Origin of the sequence: Nonomuraea ceibae (assembly GCF_019396325.1) — a bacterium.
Lineage (GTDB): Bacteria > Actinomycetota > Actinomycetes > Streptosporangiales > Streptosporangiaceae > Nonomuraea > Nonomuraea ceibae.
The window spans coordinates 22,549-39,766 of record NZ_JAHKRO010000085.1 but is presented as its reverse complement, the minus strand read 5'-3'; the positions used below and the strand labels follow the sequence as shown (position 1 = coordinate 39,766).

Genomic DNA, 17,218 nt, shown 5'->3' with positions numbered 1-17,218 from the left:
CTTGCTCTGCTTGGGCTTGCCCGCCACGCCGGCGTCCTCCAGGTCGATCTCCGTCGATGCCTGGATCACAGTACTCATCACGGGTGTCCTCCATGATCAGGAGTTACACCGTTGTTCTTACACTCCCGGGCGCGTCCCCCGCGCGCCGGTGTGGCAGCCGCTGGTACGGCGTGGCACCGGCTCTGGTTCCCCGTGTCGCACGTGTGGCGACTGCTCCAGAGCCGCACGCCGGTCAGCGGCTGCCGCGTCCTTCCGTCAGATGGTCCACGGGATGTCGCAGTCGATCTTCGGGTTCGTCTCGCACAGGCGAGGCGGGTCCGGGACCGGTCCGTCGGCGGTGATGCCGGCGGGGCCGGTGACCCCGGTGAAGGCCGTTGCCGCTATCCCCAGGATGACTAGCCACTTGCGCATGTCTGCCCCCGTCATTCGTCGGATCGACGGCGCCGACGGTAGCGAGGGCCGCTTTGCTTTCGCTTTATCGCTGGTCAGGAGCGGGTGGTGGTGGTCGGGGTGCTGTGCCAGCTCTGCCACAGTGCCGCGTAGGAGCCGCCTTCGGCGACGAGCTCGTCGTGGGAGCCGAGCTCGCTGATGCGGCCGTCCTCGACGACGGCGACCCGGTCGGCGTCGTGGGCGGTGTAGAGGCGGTGGGCGATGGCGATGACGGTGCGGCCGTCGAGGACGGCCGCGAGGGAGCGTTCGAGGTGCCGGGCGGCGCGCGGGTCGATGAGCGAGGTGGCCTCGTCCAGGACGAGCGTGTGCGGGTCGGCGAGCACGAGGCGGGCCAGCGCGAGCTGCTGGGCGTGGGCCGGGGAGACGTCGAGGCCGCCGGAGCCGACGACGGTGTCGAGGCCGTCGGGCAGGGCGAGCACCCAGTCGAGCGCGTCGACGGCCACGAGCGCGTCGCGTACGGCGTCGTCGTCGGCCTCGGGCCGGGCGATCAGCAGGTTGTCGCGCAGCGTGCCCTTGAAGACGTGGTGTTCCTGGGTGACGAGCGCGACGTGGCCGCGCAGGGCGTCCAGGGGCAGGTCGACGAGCGGCACGCCGCCGACGGTGACGGCGCCGGTGCGGGGGCCGTGGATGCCGGCGAGCAGCCGGCCGAGGGTGGACTTGCCGGCGCCGGACGGGCCGACCATCGCCAGCCGTTCGCCGGGCCGCACGGTCAGCGACACGCCGTGGAGCACGTCGCGGCCGGGCCGGTAGGCGTAGCGGATGTCGTCGGCTTCCAGCAGTTCGCCGGTGGGGCGGGCGTCGCTGGGCTGCCGGTCGTCGGGCACGTTGGCGACGCCGAGCAGCCGCGCCATGGCGGCCCCGCCGACCTGGAGCTCGTCGATCCACATGAGGAACCGGTCGAGCGGGTCGATGAGCTGCTGGGCGTAGAGGGTGGCGGCGGTGACCTGGGCGAGCGTGACCCAGCCCGAGCTGTAGAAGAGGCCGCCGCACAGCAGCGCGGCCACGACGGGGACGACGTAGCCGAGCTCGACGGAGGGGAACCAGATGACGCGCAGGCGCAGCGTGTAGCGTTCGGCGGCGAAGGAGCGGCTGATGTCGCGGTCGGTGCGTTCGCGGCGGCGCTGCTGGAGGCCGAGGGCCTCGATGGCACGGGCGCCCTCGACAGTTTCGGCCAGCCCTTCGGTCATGTCGGCATATGCGGCGTTCTCCCGCAGGTAGCCGTCACGGGCCCGCTTCAGGTACCAGCGGGTGCTGAAGTAGAGGAGCGGCGCCGCGACCAGCATGGGCAGCATGAGCAGCGGCCCGACGAGCAGCATCGCGCCGATGGTGATCGTGAACGTGACGACCGCGATCAACGTCTCGGGCACGGCGTGCCGTACGGTCCTGGACAGGGAGTCGACGTCGCGGGACGTACGGGTGAGCAGGTCGCCGGCGCCAGCCCGTTCGACCGTGGAGAGCGGCAGCGCGAGCACCTGGTCGACGAACTCCTCGCGCAGCTCGGCCAGGACCTTCTCGCCGAGCTTGGACGAGGCGAGCACGGCATAGCGCACCAGCGTCCCCTGCAGCAGCAGGAATCCGGCGATGCCGGCGGCGACCAGGAACGCGTTGACCTCGGCGCCCGTCTCGACGTCACGTACGAGATTGCCGAGCAGCCACGGCACGGCCAGACCCGCGACGGCGGCGAGCCCGTGCAGGCCGAGCGCGCCGGCGAGCTGGCGCGGGTACTTCAGCGTGAGCCGCCGCGCGTAGGCGCGCACCTGTTTCTGATCGGCGACGGGCAGGATCTCGCGGGCCATCTCGTCAGTCCTCCCCTCGGGTGACGGTCGCGGCGTAGGCGGGCGCGGTGGCCAGCAGGTCGCGGTGGGCTCCTTCGGCTCGTACGCGACCGTCCTCGACGTAGAAGACGTGGTCGGTACGGTCGAGCACGAGCGGGCTGGTGGTGCAGATGAGCGTGGTCTTGCCGGCGCGGGCGTCGGCGAGACGCTGGGCGATGCGGGCCTCGCTGTGGGCGTCGACGGCGCTGGTCGGCTCGACGAGGATCAGCACCTCCGGGTCGGCGATCAGCGCGCGGGCGAGCCGGAGCCGCTGCTGCTGACCGCCGGAGAATTCGCGCCCGGCCTCGGCCACCTCGGCGTCGAGCCCGTCGGGCAGCGCCTCGACGATGTCCTCGGCGCAGGCGTCGTGCAGGGCCTGGCGGACGCGTTCGGCGGAGGCGCCGCCGCGTACGTCGAGCTCGTCGCGCAGCGGGCCGGTGAACAGGCGGGCGCCGTTGTCGGCGACCAGGATGCGCTCACGTACCTCGTCGAGGGGCAGCGTGGCGAGCTCGGCGGGGCCGAAGGTGACGTCGCCGTCGGAGTAGCGGCCGAGGCGGTCGGCGATGGCGGCGGCGTCCTCGGGGCTGCTCGCGGCCAGGGCGGTCAGCCTGCCGGGCTGTACGGTGACGCCGCTGTAGGAGTCGCGCAGCACGCCGCCCGCGCTGGCGCCGGAGCCGCCGGTCACCTCGGGTTCGATCGACAGGATGCGGACCACGCGGCGGGCGGCGACGTGGCCCTTGGTCAGCTTGTCTGCCGCCTCGGTGAGCGTGCGCATCGGCCCGATGAGGAACACCGCGTAGGTGTAGAAGGCGACGAGCTGGCCGACGGAGATCTGGCCGGACAGCGCGAAGGACGCGCCGACGCCGGTGACGAGCGCGATGAGCAGGCCGGGCAGCAGGATCTGGGCGCCTTCGAGCAGCGACTCGACGCGCGCGACGGAGACGCCGGCGTGGCGCGCCCGCTGTGACTCCTCGCGGTAGCGCTCGGCGAACACCCGCTCGCCGCCGATGCCGCGCAGCACCCGCAGCCCGGCCACGATGTCGGCCGCCCGGGTGGACAGGTCGCCGGTCAGGTCGCGCTGCCGGTGCTGCCGCCTGTGCAGGGGCTTGAGCAGCGGCGCGACGGCGCCCGCCATAACGGGCACGCCGACCAGCACGAGCAGGCCGAGCGGCAGCGAGGTGGAGATGAGGATCACCGTCACGGTGACGATCGCCACGACGGCGCCGGTGCCGCGCAGCAGGATGTCCATGGAGCTGCCGATGTGCGCGATGTCGGAGTTGCCGACGCTGACCACCTCGCCGGTCGACAGCCGCTTGGGCAGGGTGGCGCCGAGCCTGGCCGCCTGCCGGGTGGTGAGCTGGACGGTGCGGTAGGCGGCGGCCAGCCAGTTGTAGACGGCGAACCGGTGCCGCATGATCCCGCTGAACGCCTGCACCAGCCCGAGCGCCAGCAGCACTCCCGACCAGGTCAGCAGCGCGCGGGTGTCCTTGGCCGTGACGGCGTCGATGCCCTTGCCGAGCACGGCGGGCACGAGCGACTGCACGAGCCACCACAGCGTGGCGAACCCGATGCCGGCCAGCAGCTGACGGCCCTGGCGACGGGCGTTCCACCAGAGGTAGCGCAGCGGGCTTCGGATGTCGGGCACGCCGGGATCGGCTTCGGGAAGGGAGCGCATAGCCTGTCAAGGTTGACAAAGTCGTTGCCGCTCCAGCAATCCATTTTTCCAGGGCTGACGCGCGCCCGGGAGTGCGCCAGAATCGTTGGCTGTGGAGCACGGCTACACCAACAGCACGGTCGGAGACGGCGCCCTGGTCGTCAAGTGTTACCAGGGTCCCGACGCGCGGATCAGGCTCGGGACGGAGAGCCGGTTCCTGCGGCGGCTGCGCGGGCGGCTGCCGGTGCCGCGCCTGCATTCCGTCACCGAGACGAGCCTGAGCATGCAGTTCGTGCCGGGTGCGCACGGCCAGGACCTGCTCGACGAGGGCCAGGCGGCGGAGGTGCTGGCGGAGTGCGGGCGCACGCTGGCGCGGCTGCACCGGCTGGGCCTGGTGCACGGCGACTACGGGCCGCAGAACATGCTGTTCGACCCGGCGACGTTCGAGACGGCGGCGATCCTCGACTGGGAGTGGGCGCATCCCGGCCGCCCGGTGGAGGATCTGGCGTGGTGTGAGTGGATTGTCCGATCGCATCACCCGGAGCACGTGCCGCACCTGCGTCACTTCTTCGACGCCTACGGCGGACCCGTGCCGCCGTGGCCCGACCGGCACGCGTACATGCTGGCCCGCTGCCGGTCACTGCTCGACTTCACCGCCCGCTGGGAACCGGGCGGCGAGGGCGAGAAACTCTGGCGCCACCGCATCGAGACCACCAGCGCCTGGACGTTCGCCTGACGCTGCGTATCTGACTCAATGTCCTGAATACATCCTGGCGAGGTCCACGAGCTCGACATCGTGCCGGCCCTCGGCGGCGCGCACCAGTTCGCCGCTGAAACCGGATCGCGCGAACAGCAGCAGCTTGGGCGGGCCGTCGACGCGCGCGTCAGGGAGCAAAGCGCGTAGGTGCTCGAGCCGCTGAAGCTGGGGCACGTCCATGGGCGCGAGCGTGCTCTTCGCCTCGCCGATGGCGATGACGCGATCGGACGCGAACGAGTTCGTCTCGCTGACGACCAGGTCCAGCTCGTGTCCACGGCGATGCTGCGGGCAGGCGATCTCGCTGGGGCGCACCGCCGTCGCGAAGCCGCCGAGCGTGTCCTGCGACGCGTGTCGGAAGCACCATTCCCGGGCCAGGTCCTCGAAATGGGGGCCGTAGATCTTGGCTGCCACGGTGTCGGCGTTCGACTGCCAGACGCGCTCCGCCTGACCGATGACCAGCTGGGGCTCGTGTCGTTGCGTGATGAGGTTGTGCAACCGTACGACCGGCTCGGCGATCCGGAACACGCTGCGCTTGGCACGCAGGGCGTCATCGATCCGTTCCAGCAGCCCGATGTCGGTCAACCCGGACAGCAGATGCGCGATGGCGGCGGCGGGCCGGCCCATCGCGGCCGCGATCTCACCACGGCGGTGGTTGCCGGCGCTGATGGCGGCCAGCGTGGCGGCGTAGGAGGTGGGGTCCGAGATGGAGGGCTCCTCACGGAGCACCAGCCCGCCCTCGCGGAACATCGCCGACGCGGGATTCAGCAGCCGTCGCCCCACCCACTGGTCGAACCCGGCGAGGTCGGCAGGTCCCGATCCGGCGCACATCTCCAGATAGGCGGGCGTGCCGCCGACGAGCGCGTTCACCCTGAACGCCAGCTCCGGGTCGTGTTGGAGCCCCCAGAACGCGCTCGCGTCGCGGAACCCGAAAGGCTTTACCACCAGTTCGAGCACCGCACGCCCCCGGAGCGGGGCTCCGCCGCCGAGCAGCTGGGCCATGGTGGTGAGAGCGCTGCCGCACAGGATCAGTCGGGTGGACGTGCGCTCCCGTGCATGGCCGAGCGGGCTCAGGGCCTGCTGGAGGTAGGAGGGCAGGGCCGGTGTGGCGGACACGAGGTAGGGGAACTCGTCGATGATCACAGGCACCGCCCGCTCTTCCCCGAGGCGAAGGAGCTCGTCCAGCGCCTCACGCCAGTTCGTGAAGACGACCGGTTGCCTGAGGTTGCGATGTTCGGCGTAGGCGGCGCCGAGGTCGGCGAGGTTCTGCGCCTCGCTCTGCTGGGTGGCGCCGAAGAGCATGCCGCCCGTCTCCCGCGCCAGCAGCTCGAGCATGAGCGTCTTTCCTTGCCTGCGACGTCCGTAGACCAGGCCCAAGGTGGCACCAGGGGACGGCGCCGCGACGAAGTCGGCCAGCTCCTCCCACTCGAAGTCCCGGCCGTACAGCCGCTTGGGCTTCTTGAGGCTCATATGATTATCATAGCTGGAACTATAATAGCTGGTGCTATATCTTTCTGGGCGAATCGGTGAAATCGCCTGCCTTACAGGGGGCCCTTTATCGCTTGACACACCCGAGTAACACTCTGGTCATGTCCACCACGCTGTATGGCCGTGCCGCCGAACAGGAAGCGGTGCGGCGGCTGCTCGACGGGGCACGGGGCGGTGACGGGGGCGCGCTGGCGGTGCTGGGGGCGCCGGGGATCGGCAAGACCGCCGTCCTGGAGCTGGCGGCCTCGCTGGCGAACGAGTTCACGATGCTGCGGGCGCGCGGGGTGCGGCAGGAAGCCCACCTGCCGCTGTCCGGGCTGGACGCGCTGCTGCGGCCGGTCGCCGATCGGGTGCGGTCCGGGGTGCTCGGGCGGGCCCTGCGCACCGGGGTGGCCGGAGGCGGGGTGGCCCTGCCGGTGGCGGTGCTGGAGTTCCTGCGCGAGCTCGCCGCCGAGCAGCCGGTGCTGGTGTGCGTGGACGACGTGCACCTGCTCGACCGGGCCAGCCGCGAGGCGGTCTGCTTCGCGGCCAGGCGGCTGGCCGGCGAACGGATCGCGCTCCTCCTCTCAGCCCGTACGCCGGGCGACCCGCCGGTGCCGGACGACGTCCCGGTCCTCGCCGTCGGACCGCTGGACGACACCGCGAGCCACGCGCTGGCCAGGGACCTGCTGTCCGGCCGGGCCTCGGAGGGCTTGTGCGCCTGTCTGGTACGGGTCGCCCACGGCAACCCGCTGGGGCTGCGCGAACTCGCCGAGTCGCTGACCGCCGCGCAGCTCGCCGGGCTCGCCCCGCCGCCCGACACCCTGCCGCCCGGCGGACGCCTCCACCGGGCACACGCGGAACGGCTCGCGGGCTTACCGGACGAGGCCCGCGCCCTGCTCCTCCTCCTGGCCGCCGCCCCCGGCCTCCCCACCAGCGACCTCCTCCAGGCCGCAGAGGACCCGCCTTGCGCTCGCCCCACGGCCGCGCCCCTGGGAGCGCGCCAAACCACCGACTGGTCAGCCGTCCGGACGGGCGATCCCGTGGCCATCCCGGCGCCTCCCTCCCGGCGCGCCGACGATCCTCCCGCCGAAGCGGCACCCGTTCGGTCCACGGACCCACTCGCCGTGCTGGCGGTGGCCGAGCGGGCGGGGGTGATCCGGCCGGACGGGGACCGGTACGTGTTCGCCGACGAGACGCTGCGGGCCGTCGCGTACGCCGAAGCCCCGCTGGCCCGCCGCCGGGAGGTGCACCGGCTGCTCGGGAGGCAGCTCACCGGCCTGCCCGGCGCCTGGCACCGCGCCGCCGCACTCGACGGCCCGCCGGACGAACTCGCCGCCGACCTGGCCGCCGCCGCCTCCACCGCCGCCCGCACCACCCCGTACGCCCCCGCCCCACCACCCATCTACGCCCCAAGCCAAAGCCACACACCGGGCACAATCCACGAGCCCACCACGGACAACGCGACGCAGGAACCGGGCGGGCCGAACGGACCAAGCGGCTCGGGTGGTGGTCACTGTCACCCCACTCCCTCCCTCGCGTACGAGAGGGCCGCGCAGCTCGGCGGCGACGAGGCGAGCAAGGCGGCATGGCTGGCAGCGGCGGCTCGGCACGCGTGGATGTCCGGCGACTTCCCCCGGGCCAGGTCGCTGCTGGCCGGGTTGCACCGCCCGGTGGTCACCGACGAGGCCGAGCTCATGTACGGGCGGCTGGAGCTGCTCAGTGGCCATGCCGACAGCGCCAGCGCCAAGCTGCTGGCCGCCGCCGCCCGGCTCGTGGACCGTGACCGGCTGGTCGCGGTCAAGGCGCTCCTGCATGCCGCCGAAGCCAGCTACATGTCCGGCGATATCCGTACATTTCACGCAATCGCCCACCAAGCCGCACTCCTGCGGCGCAGCGACGACTGCCGGGACACGCAGCTCATGTTCGAGTATCTGGAGGGGATCGCGGCGACGTTCAGCGGCAGGCACCGGGCGGCGGCCGGGCCACTGCGGCGGGTCGTCGCGCTGGCCCCGGCCGTACGCAACCCCACCACCCTCGTCTGGGCCTGCGTGGCGAGCCTGCTGCTCGGCGAGGACGCCAAGGCCATCGAGCTGTCGGCCCGCGCCATCGACACCGCACGCCGGCGCGGCGCGGTCAGCGTGGTGCCCCAGCTGCTGGAGTCGCTGATCCAGGCGGAGTTCTGGCTGGGCCGTTACTCGTCGGTGGCCACGCACGCCGCCGACGGGCTGCGGCTGGCCCAGGCGTCGGGGCAGCTCAACTCCGCCGCCCGTCACCTCGGCTGGCTGGCCCACGCCGCCGCCGTACAGGGCGACGCGCAAGGCTGCCGCGAACGCGCCCACGCCGCGCTGGACCTGGCCGAATCCCATGGTCTCGGCATCGCCACCAGCCTCGGCAACTGGGCGCTGGCCCACCTCGACCTGGCCATCGGACGTCCGGCGGAGGCGGCGGCCAAGCTGCGCGGCCATCGCGGCAACGATCATGTCGTCATCCGGGTCATGGCCAGCCCGCACTTCATCGAGGCGGCAGCCCGTACCGGCGACCGCAGGCGTGCCTCGGCCGCGCTGCGGGTGCTCGACCGCTGGGCGGGCAGCACGCGCAGCCCCGACCGGCGCGCGCTCGTGGCGCGCTGCCGGGCGCTGCTCGCCACCGGCGGCGAGGCCGGCGAGCTGTTCAGGGAGGCGCTGGAGCTGCACGCGTGCCCGTTCGAGACGGCGCGCACGCAGTTGCTGTACGGGGTCGCGCTGCGCAGGGAACGCCGGCCGGGTGCCGCCAGAGAACACCTGCACGGCGCCCTGGAGACGTTCCAGCGCCTCGGCGCGGGCCTGTGGAGCGAGCGCGCCAGGACCGAGCTGCGCGCGTCGGGCGAGACCGTCGTGCCCATCGCGCCGGCCGACGGCCCCGAGCGGCTGCTCACCGCACAGCAGTTGCGCATCGCCCGCCTGGTGGCCGAAGGCGCCACGAACCGCGAGGTCGCCGCGCAACTCTTCCTCAGCCCGCGCACGATCGACCACCACCTCCGCAACGTCTTCGCCAAGCTCGGCGTACGCTCACGCGTCGAACTGTCGCGCCTCCTCTCCTGACACCGGCGATTCACCCGATGCGTCCCCTTCACCCCCGTTTGAAAATGACGACGTCGCACCCCCCGAGAACCTGGAGTTCCCGACATGTCGTCATCCCCAGCGAGGACCATCGCGAAGATCGCCATGGCCGCGACCCTGGCATGCGGAACCATCGCGCTGCCCGCGCATGCCGCCGGCCCGTACGAGCGCGGCCCCGACCCCACCGACGCCATCCTCGAAGCGCTCCGCGGCCCCTTCTCCACCTCCGACCAGTCGGTCTCCTCCCTCAGCGTGAGCGGGTTCGGCGGCGGAGAGGTCTACTACCCGAACGACACCAGCCAGGGCACGTTCGGCGCGATCGCCATCTCCCCCGGCTACACCGCCTCCTGGTCCAGCCTCGACTGGCTCGGCCCGCGCATCGCCTCGCACGGCTTCGTGGTCATCGGCATCGAGACCAACTCCCGCTACGACCAGCCCGCCAGCCGCGGCCGCCAGCTCCTGGCCGCCCTCGACTGGCTGGTCGAGGACAGCCCGCTCGCCATCCGCAGCCGCATCGACGGCTCCCGCCTGGCCGTGGCCGGCCACTCCATGGGCGGCGGCGGCTCCCTCGAAGCCGCCGACGACCGCCCCACACTGCAGGCCGCGGTCCCGCTCGCGCCGTGGAACCTGACCAAGAACTGGTCCGGCGTACGCGTCCCGACGCTGATCATCGGCGGCGAGAGCGACTCCGTCGCCTCGGTCACCACCCACTCCCAGCCGTTCTACGAGAGCATCCCCTCCTCGTCGGAGAAGGCGTATCTGGAGCTCAACAACGCCAGCCACTTCTTCCCGCAGACCACGAACACCACGATGGCCAAGTCGATGGTCGCTTGGCTGAAGAGGTTCGTCGACGACGACACCCGCTACGAACGCTTCCTCTGCCCGCCACCGAGCGGCACGGCCATCGAGGAATACCGCGACACCTGCCCCCACTGACGCACACCCAGTCCCGGCCTCCCGTGAGCAACTCCAGGGGAGGCCGGGACGGCCCATGCAGCCCTTTCCCGCAGCACAACCGGACCTTCCACAGCTCAACCGGCACTCCCCACAGCACAACCGGCACTCCCCAGGCCCACAGCAGCCCCCCAGGCCCACAGCAGGGGCCCGCAGCAGGCCCCCCAGGCGCTCCACAGCAGGTCCACAGCACGCCCGCACGGCCCCTTCACAAGGTCCGCACGCGCACGCGCTTCCCTGACCGGGGACGGGACCCGGCGCGCAGACCGTTCAGCGCCGTCCTGCGAGGGCCGCGATGCCCAGCGGGATGACCGCCCAGCAGCCGAGCACCGTGAAAGCCACCCATCCCGGCATGATGGCCGGCACCTGCCCGATGAGCTGCAGTGCCGGATAGGTCGGCAATAAGTAGTTGCCCCACTCGCCCCCGGGCAGCATGCGGGCCACGAACGGCACCAACAGGATGATCGCCATCAGCGCCGCCATCGCCGCCGCCCCGTTACGCAGGAGGGCGCCCAGCGCCAGCCCGAGCAGGGTGGTCGCCACGATCATGAGGGTGCCACCGGCGATCACCGGCCACGCCTCCCCCGGCAGTGCCGACGGGTTGAACTCGGCGGCCACCACGCGCCCGTACAGATAGCCGGGAACCGCGATGAGCAGCGAGGCGACGACCGCTGCGCCGGCCAGCACCACCGCCTTGGCCAGCAGGACCCGCGACCTCGCGGGCGTGGCGACATGCGTGGCGTCGATCATGCCGGACGCGTGCTCGCCGCTGATCGTCATCACACCGAGCATCCCGAGCGGGAGCTGGGCCAGGATGACGCCCACGTACACGGCCACCACGATGCCCATGGCGGCCTGGTCAGGGGCGTGACCGGGGTCCCAGCGCGAGATGACGGCGCCGGCGCCCAGCGCGGTGAGCACGAGCGCGACGAACACCGCGATCCCCATCGTCCACCAGGTCGAACGCAGGGTCCGCAACTTGATCCATTCAGCGTTGACCGTGTCCACCGCGCACCCCCGAATGCCTCATGTCCTGAACTGCCCCACGTCGCTCCCGAGCTCCCTCGTCCCGCTCCGGAGCCTCCTCCCGGCCCTCCGAGACAAGGTCCATGAACACGTCCTCCAACGACGTCCCCGGCCGGACCAGCTCGGCGATCGGCGCGTCGGCGAGCAGCCTGCCGCGCCCGATGACGATCAGATGGTCCGCCGTCAGCGCCATCTCGCTCATCAGGTGGCTCGACACGAGGACCGTGCGGCCTTCGGCGGCCAGCGACCTCAGCAACTGCCGCGTCCAGCGGATGCCCTCGGGGTCGAGCCCGTTGACCGGCTCGTCGAGCAGGAGCGTGCCGGGATCGCCGAGCAGCGCCGCGGCGATGCCCAGCCGCTGTTTCATGCCGAGGGAGAAGCCGCCGATCCGTTTGCCGGCCGCGTCGCTGAGGCCGACGAGGTCGAGCAGCCCTCCCACGCGCCGTGCGGAGAGCCCGTTGGAGGCCGCCAGCCAGCGCAGGTGCTGCTCGGCGCGCCGCCCGCCCTGCACCGCCGTCGCGTCCAGCAGCGCGCCGACGTGGGTGAGCGGCCGTTCCAAGCTTCGGTACGGTCTGCCGCCGACGGTGGCTTGACCGGCGGTGGGCCGGTCGAGGCCGAGGATCAGCCGCATGGTCGTGGTCTTCCCGGCGCCGTTGGAGCCGAGGAAGCCGGTGATCCTGCCCGACGGCACCACGAAGGTGAGGTCGTCCACGGCCAGGGTCTGTTTGAAACGCCGGGTGAGCCCGTTCACTTCGATCACGTGCTCCACGATCGGCCGGAACGAGGGTTTTCCACATCGGTCCTGAGACCGATGTTCGGCCCCGCCGCCCCGGTTACCTTCGTTCCGTGCGCGAAGACCTCCGTCCCCCGCTGTTGAGCCGGGTCCCCGAGCGGGCCTGGCTGTGCCTCGACGCAGGCGTCGCCGTGTTCTTCGCGGCCGCCTTCGTGGGGCTCGCCTCGTCACGCGGCAGCGTGGCGCCCGACGCGTTCGACTATGCGGCGGCTCTGGCGACGACCTTGCCGATCGCGGTCCGGCGGCTCTGGCCGCGGGCGGTGTTCCTGGTGGTGCTGGCGGCGGGGCTCGGCATGCGCGAGTTCCTGCTCCCGCACGCCGACCTGCTCTGCCTGCCGCTCGCCCTTTACACGGTGGCGGCACGCCACCGGGCCGCGGTCCCCCTCGTGGCGGCCGTCGCCGTGGGGTGGCAGGGCGTGGCCGAGCTGCCCGTGACCGACACGGTGCTGGAGCAACTCGCCCTGGTGGCGGCGATCCTGGTCGCCTCCTGGGCCGTCGGCACGACCGTGCGCCAGCGCCGGGTCTACACCGAGCGGCTGACCCAGCACGCCGAGCAGCGCGCCCGGGCCCAAGCCGCGGAGGAGCGGCTGCGCATCGCCAGGGAGTTACACGACGTCGTCGGCCACAGCCTCAGCACGATCGCCGTCCAGGCGGGCGTGGCGGGCCACGTGGGCATCGAGGGCGAGATGAGCCGGGCGCTGCATTCGATCGAGGAGACCAGTCGGTCCGCGCTGCGCGAGACCGGAAGGCTGCTCGGCGTGCTGCGCGACGACGACGGGGCGGAGCTCGCCCCCGTTCCCGGCCTGGCCGATCTCGGCGTGCTGGTGAGGCGGGCCGAGGCGACCGGGCTGGAAGTGGACTTGGCGATCGACGGCAAGGTGAACGGAGAAATGGAGCTGACGGTCTACCGGATCGTGCAGGAGGCGCTGACCAACGTGGTCAGGCATGCCGACGCCCAGCACGTCGACGTCCGGATCCAGCGGCAGGAGGGCGGGCTGGTCGTGGAGGTCGTCGACGACGGCCGCCACGGGCCGGTGCGGCCTTACGGGCACGGGCTGACGGGGCTGCGCGAGCGGGTGCGCGTCTTCGGCGGCGAGTTCGCGGCGGGCGCCCACGCGCCGGGCGGATTCCGGGTGATGGCGAGGTTGCCTCAGTGACACGAGTGCTGGTGGCCGACGACCAACCGCAGATCAGGGGCAGCTTTCGCCTGCTGGTCGACAGTGCGCCCGGATGTGTGGCGATCGGTGAGGCCGCGACGGGTGCGGAGGCGGTGCGGCTCGCCGAGCGGGACCGTCCCGATCTGGTCCTGATGGACGTACGCATGCCGGTGATGGACGGGATCGAGGCCACCCGCCTCATCTGCGCCGCCCGCCCGGAGACCCGCGTGCTCATCGTGACCACGTTCGACCTGGACGAGTACGTCTACGGGGCGCTGCGAGCCGGAGCCGCGGGCTTCATGCTCAAGCACACCCCGGCGGCCGAGTTGCTCAAGGCCATCGAGGTGATCGCGTCAGGCGAGTCGCTGCTGGCGCCGACCGCCACCCGGCGGTTGATCCAGCAGTTCGTGAGCTCCGCGCCGCCCGCCGTGGAGCGGAGCCGGAGCCTGGTGTCGCGTGCCGCCGAGCGGATCCGGCGTCCGGCGCCGCCTCCGCCGCTGGCCATCACCGAGCGGGAGCGCGAGGTGCTCGTCCTGGTCGCGAAGGGGCTGTCCAACGCCGAGATCGCCGGACAGCTCTACCTCAGCCTCAGCACGGTGAAGACGCATGTCAGTCATCTGCTCACCAAGCTGGACGCGCGCAGCCGCATCCACCTGGTCATCGCGGCGTACGAGGCGGGGCTGGTCTGACGGCGAACCAGGCCCGCGACGATCCCGGCACGACAAGCAGCACGGCCATCACCACCCCATAGGCAGCGACGAAGAGACCGAAAAGCCCATATCCCGGTACGTACGGCCCCGACGACGACTCATGCACGGACAGCCCCGCCGGCACCAGCAACCCGCCCACCAGCATCAGGAAGATCCGTGAGCCCCGCCAGCCGCGCCACAGCCCTTGCGCCGCCGAAACACCGGCGAAGGCGGCCATCGCGGCGAGCAGGACGAGCGGCCAGAAACCTTGGAAGATCCCGACCACCGCCGAGACGAGCACGACCAACACGCCCAGCTCGAACATCACCGCCGCGGCGATGACCGGCGCGGGCGGCCTGCCTTGGAGGGTCACGCGCTCGAACGTACCCACTCACGCCCTTACCAGGAGGACCGATTCCTTTTTGCCCCGGCACCCGTCACACGGTCGAGAACGTGACAGAAACGGAGCAACACCCCATGCGCACCACCACGACCACGACCGTGATCTCCCGCGACGGCACCCCGATCGCCTTCGAGCAGCTCGGCGCCGGTCCCGCCGTCATCCTGGTCGCCTCTGCGCTGGCCGACCGCAAGGACGCGGCCAAGCTCGCCCGCCTGCTCGCACCGCGCTTCACCGTGATCAACTACGACCGGCGGGGGCGGGGCGCGAGCGGCGACGGGTCCGCCTACACCGTGGAGCGCGAGATCGAGGACGTGGCCGCGCTCATCCACCATGCGGGCGGCTCGGCGTCGCTGTTCGGCAGCTCGTCCGGTGCGGTGCTCGCCCTGCGTGCCGCCGCCGCGGGCCTCAACGTCGACCGCCTGGCCCTGTACGAGCCGCCGTTCGCGGTGACGGGCGACGGGTTCGCGCCACCGGCCGGGTTCGCCCAGGAGATCGACGCCCTGCTGGCCGCCGACCGGCCCGGGGATGCGGTCAAGCACTTCATGACGCGGGCGCAGGGGATGCCGTCGTTCATGGTCGCCATGATGCGGCTGATGCCGGGCGTGTGGTCCACGCTCAAGAGGCTCGCGCCCACGCTGCCGTACGACATCGCGGTGATGGGCGACACTCAGCAGGGGCGGCCTCTGGATGCGGCCGCATGGGCGGGAGCCGTCGCGCCCACGCTGGTGCTGACCGGGAGCAAGAGCCCCGCCGGGTTCCACGACGCGGCCCGGGCACTGGTGGAGGTGCTGCCGCACGCCGAGCACCGCACACTCGCCAGCCTCAACCACGGAGCCGTCATGATGGCCCCGCACAAGCTCGCCCCCGTCCTGTCGGACTTCCTCACGTGAAACCCCACGGACCGGCGCAGACACCCACCGCCTCCCGCCGCCCAACGCACGACCCGGCAGCGTGCGGCCCGGCGGCGCACGACCCAGCAGCGCGCGACCCGGCGGGGCACCGACCGGTGGGGCGGTTGGGGCGTGGCATTCGATGAGGCTTAGAGCAGGTCGCTCAGGACGGTGTCGACAGGAGTGGCGGTGATGCCGAGGATCTTCTCCGTTTCGGTGTGGTCGATGACGAAGGGGGCGGCGGGCTTTGCGAGGACTTCGTGCAGTTCGGCCCAGAAGGGGTCGGTGAGCGCCAGCAGGGTGAGGTCCCGCTCGGTCAGCTGCTCCAGGCGGGGGGTCGGGGCGCCGGCGAGGTGGGCGAGGCGGCCGGCGAGGTCGCGGACGGACAGGGTCGCGGTGGGGACGTGCCAGGCGCGGCCGTACGCCTGTTCGTCGCGTCCGGCGGCGATGAGCGTGCGGGCGGTGTCGGTGATGGCGGAGTAGCTGTGCGGGACGTCGAGTTCCTGGGGGACGAGGGCGAGTCTGCCTTCGAGGACGGGCCGCTGCACCATGAGGCTGAACACGGAGTAGGCGCCGGCGCCGTAGAACTGGGCGGCGCGCACCTCGGTCACCTTGACGCCCGAGGCGACGGCTTCCTCCCAGATGCGCGCCCTGGTGCGCCCCTTGGGCCCGGTCGCCGTCAGGGGGAAGTCGGGCCGGATGGGGCCGTGCACGGGGCCGTAGCCGTAGAGGTTGCCGAGCATCACGTACGGGACGCCGGTGCGGCGGACGGCGGTGAGCAGGGAGGCGGCGAGGACGGGGAACTGGGCGGGCCAGGCGTGGTAGGGCGGTGCGGCGGTGGTGAAGAGGGTGCGGGCGCCGGTGGCCAGTTCGGTGAGCCGGTCGGTGTCGGTGGCGTCGGCGGCGATGCGCTCGACGAGGGGATGTTCGGGGCCGCCTCCGGCGCGGCTGATCATGCGCACGCGTTCGCCGTCCTCGGCGAGCAGTTGTGCGGTCTTCGAGGCGGCGGCGCCGCGGCCCACGATCACGTGAAAAGTCATGGCGACCACGCTTCCGGGTGGCGGCGGCGTAGCCTAGTGGCCGGAATGCCAACTATCCGGAGGATCTGGCCATGACGGAAATTCAGGACAGGCACCGGATTGCCGTCGTGGTCGTGACCCCGGTGCTGAGTTTCGATGTGTCGATCCCGTTGATGGTGTTCAACAGCGTTCCGAACTATGACGTGCGGATCTGCACGGCGCGGCCGGGGGCGGTGCCGACCGTCGGGGGGCCGGACATCGTGGTGACGGACGGCCTGGAGGCGGTGGCGGGCGTCGACACGGTGATCACTGTGGGCAGCGGCGGTGAGCCGGCTCCGCCGGAGGTGCTTGCGGCGCTGCGGAAGGCGGAGCGGGCGGGCGCGCGCATCGCGTCCCTGTGTACGGGCGCGTTCGTGCTGGCCCAGGCGGGGCTGCTGGACGGGCGGCGGGCCACCACGCACTGGGGGCTGGCCGGGGATCTGGCGGCCCGGTTCCCGTCGGTGGAGGTGCAGCCCGATCTGCTGTTCGTCGAGGACGGCGGCATCTTCACGTCGGCGGGCGCGGCGGCCGCCATCGATCTGTGCCTGCACCTGGTGAGGCTGGACTTCGGGGCGGCGGTGGCGAACGTGGCGGCGCGGGCGGCAGTGGTGTCGCCGGTGCGGCCGGGCGGTCAGGCGCAGTTCATCGAGACGCCGTTGCCTCCCGAGCGGGGCACGTCGCTGGCGCCGACGCGGGCGTGGGCGCTGGCGCGGCTGGACCGGCCGTTGACGCTGGCCGACCTGGCGGCGCACGCGAGCACCAGCGTCCGTACGCTGACCAGGCGTTTTCACGCGGAGACCGGGTTGAGCCCGCTCCAGTGGCTGTTGCACCGCCGGGTCGACCGGGCCAGGGAGTTGCTGGAGACGACGGAGCTGCCGATGGACCAGGTGGCGGAGAAGAGCGGGCTGGGCAGCGCCGACTCCCTCCGCAAGCACCTGGTCGACCGGGTGGGGCTCACGCCGACGGCCTACCGCGCGAGCTTCACGCACGCACGATAGGCCGGGAAGC

Annotated in this window: 15 protein-coding genes; 7 read left to right on the top strand and 8 right to left on the bottom strand. The window is 72.1% G+C overall.

Annotated elements, in window-relative coordinates; all coding sequences use genetic code 11:
- Positions 1-255: 255 nt before the first annotated feature.
- The 3 genes from KME80_RS36070 to KME80_RS36060 form a co-directional block, all read right to left on the bottom strand.
- A complete protein-coding gene (locus KME80_RS36070) occupies positions 256-411 on the bottom strand; it encodes a hypothetical protein (RefSeq protein ID WP_219511524.1) in 156 nt (51 codons plus the stop codon).
- 74 nt (positions 412-485) lie between these two features.
- Positions 486-2,246: an ABC transporter ATP-binding protein gene (locus KME80_RS36065; protein WP_219511521.1), complete on the bottom strand. Its 1,761-nt coding sequence runs from the start codon at positions 2,244-2,246 to the stop codon at positions 486-488.
- A gap of 4 nt (positions 2,247-2,250) precedes the next feature.
- Positions 2,251-3,909, bottom strand: coding sequence for an ABC transporter ATP-binding protein (locus tag KME80_RS36060; RefSeq protein WP_308126071.1), 1,659 nt, complete (start codon positions 3,907-3,909; stop codon positions 2,251-2,253).
- Positions 3,910-4,030: 121 nt separating this feature from the next.
- Here KME80_RS36060 and KME80_RS36055 point away from each other — a divergent pair, with 121 nt between their 5' ends.
- On the top strand, positions 4,031-4,654 hold the full coding sequence (locus KME80_RS36055) for a phosphotransferase (RefSeq protein ID WP_219511517.1): 624 nt from the start codon (positions 4,031-4,033) through the stop codon (positions 4,652-4,654).
- Positions 4,655-4,669: 15 nt separating this feature from the next.
- Here KME80_RS36055 and KME80_RS36050 read toward each other — a convergent pair whose 3' ends face one another.
- Complete coding sequence (locus KME80_RS36050; RefSeq protein WP_246646332.1) at positions 4,670-6,007, bottom strand: AAA family ATPase; 1,338 nt, start codon at positions 6,005-6,007, stop codon at positions 4,670-4,672.
- A 254-nt stretch (positions 6,008-6,261) separates the two neighbouring features.
- Here KME80_RS36050 and KME80_RS36045 point away from each other — a divergent pair, with 254 nt between their 5' ends.
- Positions 6,262-9,222, top strand: a complete 2,961-nt coding sequence (locus tag KME80_RS36045; RefSeq protein WP_219511513.1) for a helix-turn-helix transcriptional regulator — start codon at positions 6,262-6,264, stop codon at positions 9,220-9,222.
- An 84-nt stretch (positions 9,223-9,306) separates the two neighbouring features.
- Positions 9,307-10,176, top strand: a complete 870-nt coding sequence (locus KME80_RS36040) for an alpha/beta hydrolase family protein (RefSeq protein WP_372455413.1) — start codon at positions 9,307-9,309, stop codon at positions 10,174-10,176.
- 288 nt (positions 10,177-10,464) lie between these two features.
- Here KME80_RS36040 and KME80_RS36035 read toward each other — a convergent pair whose 3' ends face one another.
- Both KME80_RS36035 and KME80_RS36030 read right to left on the bottom strand, forming a co-directional pair.
- Positions 10,465-11,172, bottom strand: coding sequence for a hypothetical protein (locus KME80_RS36035; protein ID WP_219511508.1), 708 nt, complete (start codon positions 11,170-11,172; stop codon positions 10,465-10,467).
- Positions 11,173-11,182: 10 nt separating this feature from the next.
- Positions 11,183-11,980, bottom strand: coding sequence for an ABC transporter ATP-binding protein (locus tag KME80_RS36030; RefSeq protein ID WP_219511505.1), 798 nt, complete (start codon positions 11,978-11,980; stop codon positions 11,183-11,185).
- Positions 11,981-12,066: 86 nt separating this feature from the next.
- Between KME80_RS36030 and KME80_RS36025 the strand changes: the two genes are divergently transcribed.
- Together KME80_RS36025 and KME80_RS36020 are read left to right on the top strand one after the other, a co-directional pair.
- Positions 12,067-13,170 (top strand): sensor histidine kinase, encoded by a 1,104-nt coding sequence (locus KME80_RS36025; RefSeq protein ID WP_219511503.1) that lies wholly within the window; start codon positions 12,067-12,069, stop codon positions 13,168-13,170.
- A complete protein-coding gene (locus KME80_RS36020; RefSeq protein ID WP_219511501.1) occupies positions 13,167-13,859 on the top strand; it encodes a response regulator in 693 nt (230 codons plus the stop codon). The genes KME80_RS36025 and KME80_RS36020 overlap by 4 nt, the downstream gene beginning before the upstream one ends.
- Here KME80_RS36020 and KME80_RS36015 read toward each other — a convergent pair.
- Complete coding sequence (locus KME80_RS36015; RefSeq protein WP_219511499.1) at positions 13,828-14,232, bottom strand: hypothetical protein; 405 nt, start codon at positions 14,230-14,232, stop codon at positions 13,828-13,830. The two genes, KME80_RS36020 and KME80_RS36015, sit on opposite strands and share 32 nt — an antisense overlap.
- A 104-nt stretch (positions 14,233-14,336) precedes the next feature.
- On the opposite strand from KME80_RS36015, the gene KME80_RS36010 reads away from it, so the two are divergent.
- Complete coding sequence (locus KME80_RS36010; protein WP_219511498.1) at positions 14,337-15,152, top strand: alpha/beta fold hydrolase; 816 nt, start codon at positions 14,337-14,339, stop codon at positions 15,150-15,152.
- Between the two features lie 149 nt (positions 15,153-15,301).
- Here the strand turns inward: KME80_RS36010 and KME80_RS36005 are convergent, their stop codons facing one another.
- Entirely contained in the window at positions 15,302-16,192 is an 891-nt protein-coding gene (locus KME80_RS36005; protein WP_219511496.1) for a Rossmann-fold NAD(P)-binding domain-containing protein, read from the bottom strand.
- A 71-nt stretch (positions 16,193-16,263) separates the two neighbouring features.
- Here KME80_RS36005 and KME80_RS36000 point away from each other — a divergent pair, with 71 nt between their 5' ends.
- Positions 16,264-17,208: a GlxA family transcriptional regulator gene (locus KME80_RS36000; protein WP_219511493.1), complete on the top strand. Its 945-nt coding sequence runs from the start codon at positions 16,264-16,266 to the stop codon at positions 17,206-17,208.
- The last annotated feature ends 10 nt before the right edge of the window (positions 17,209-17,218 follow it).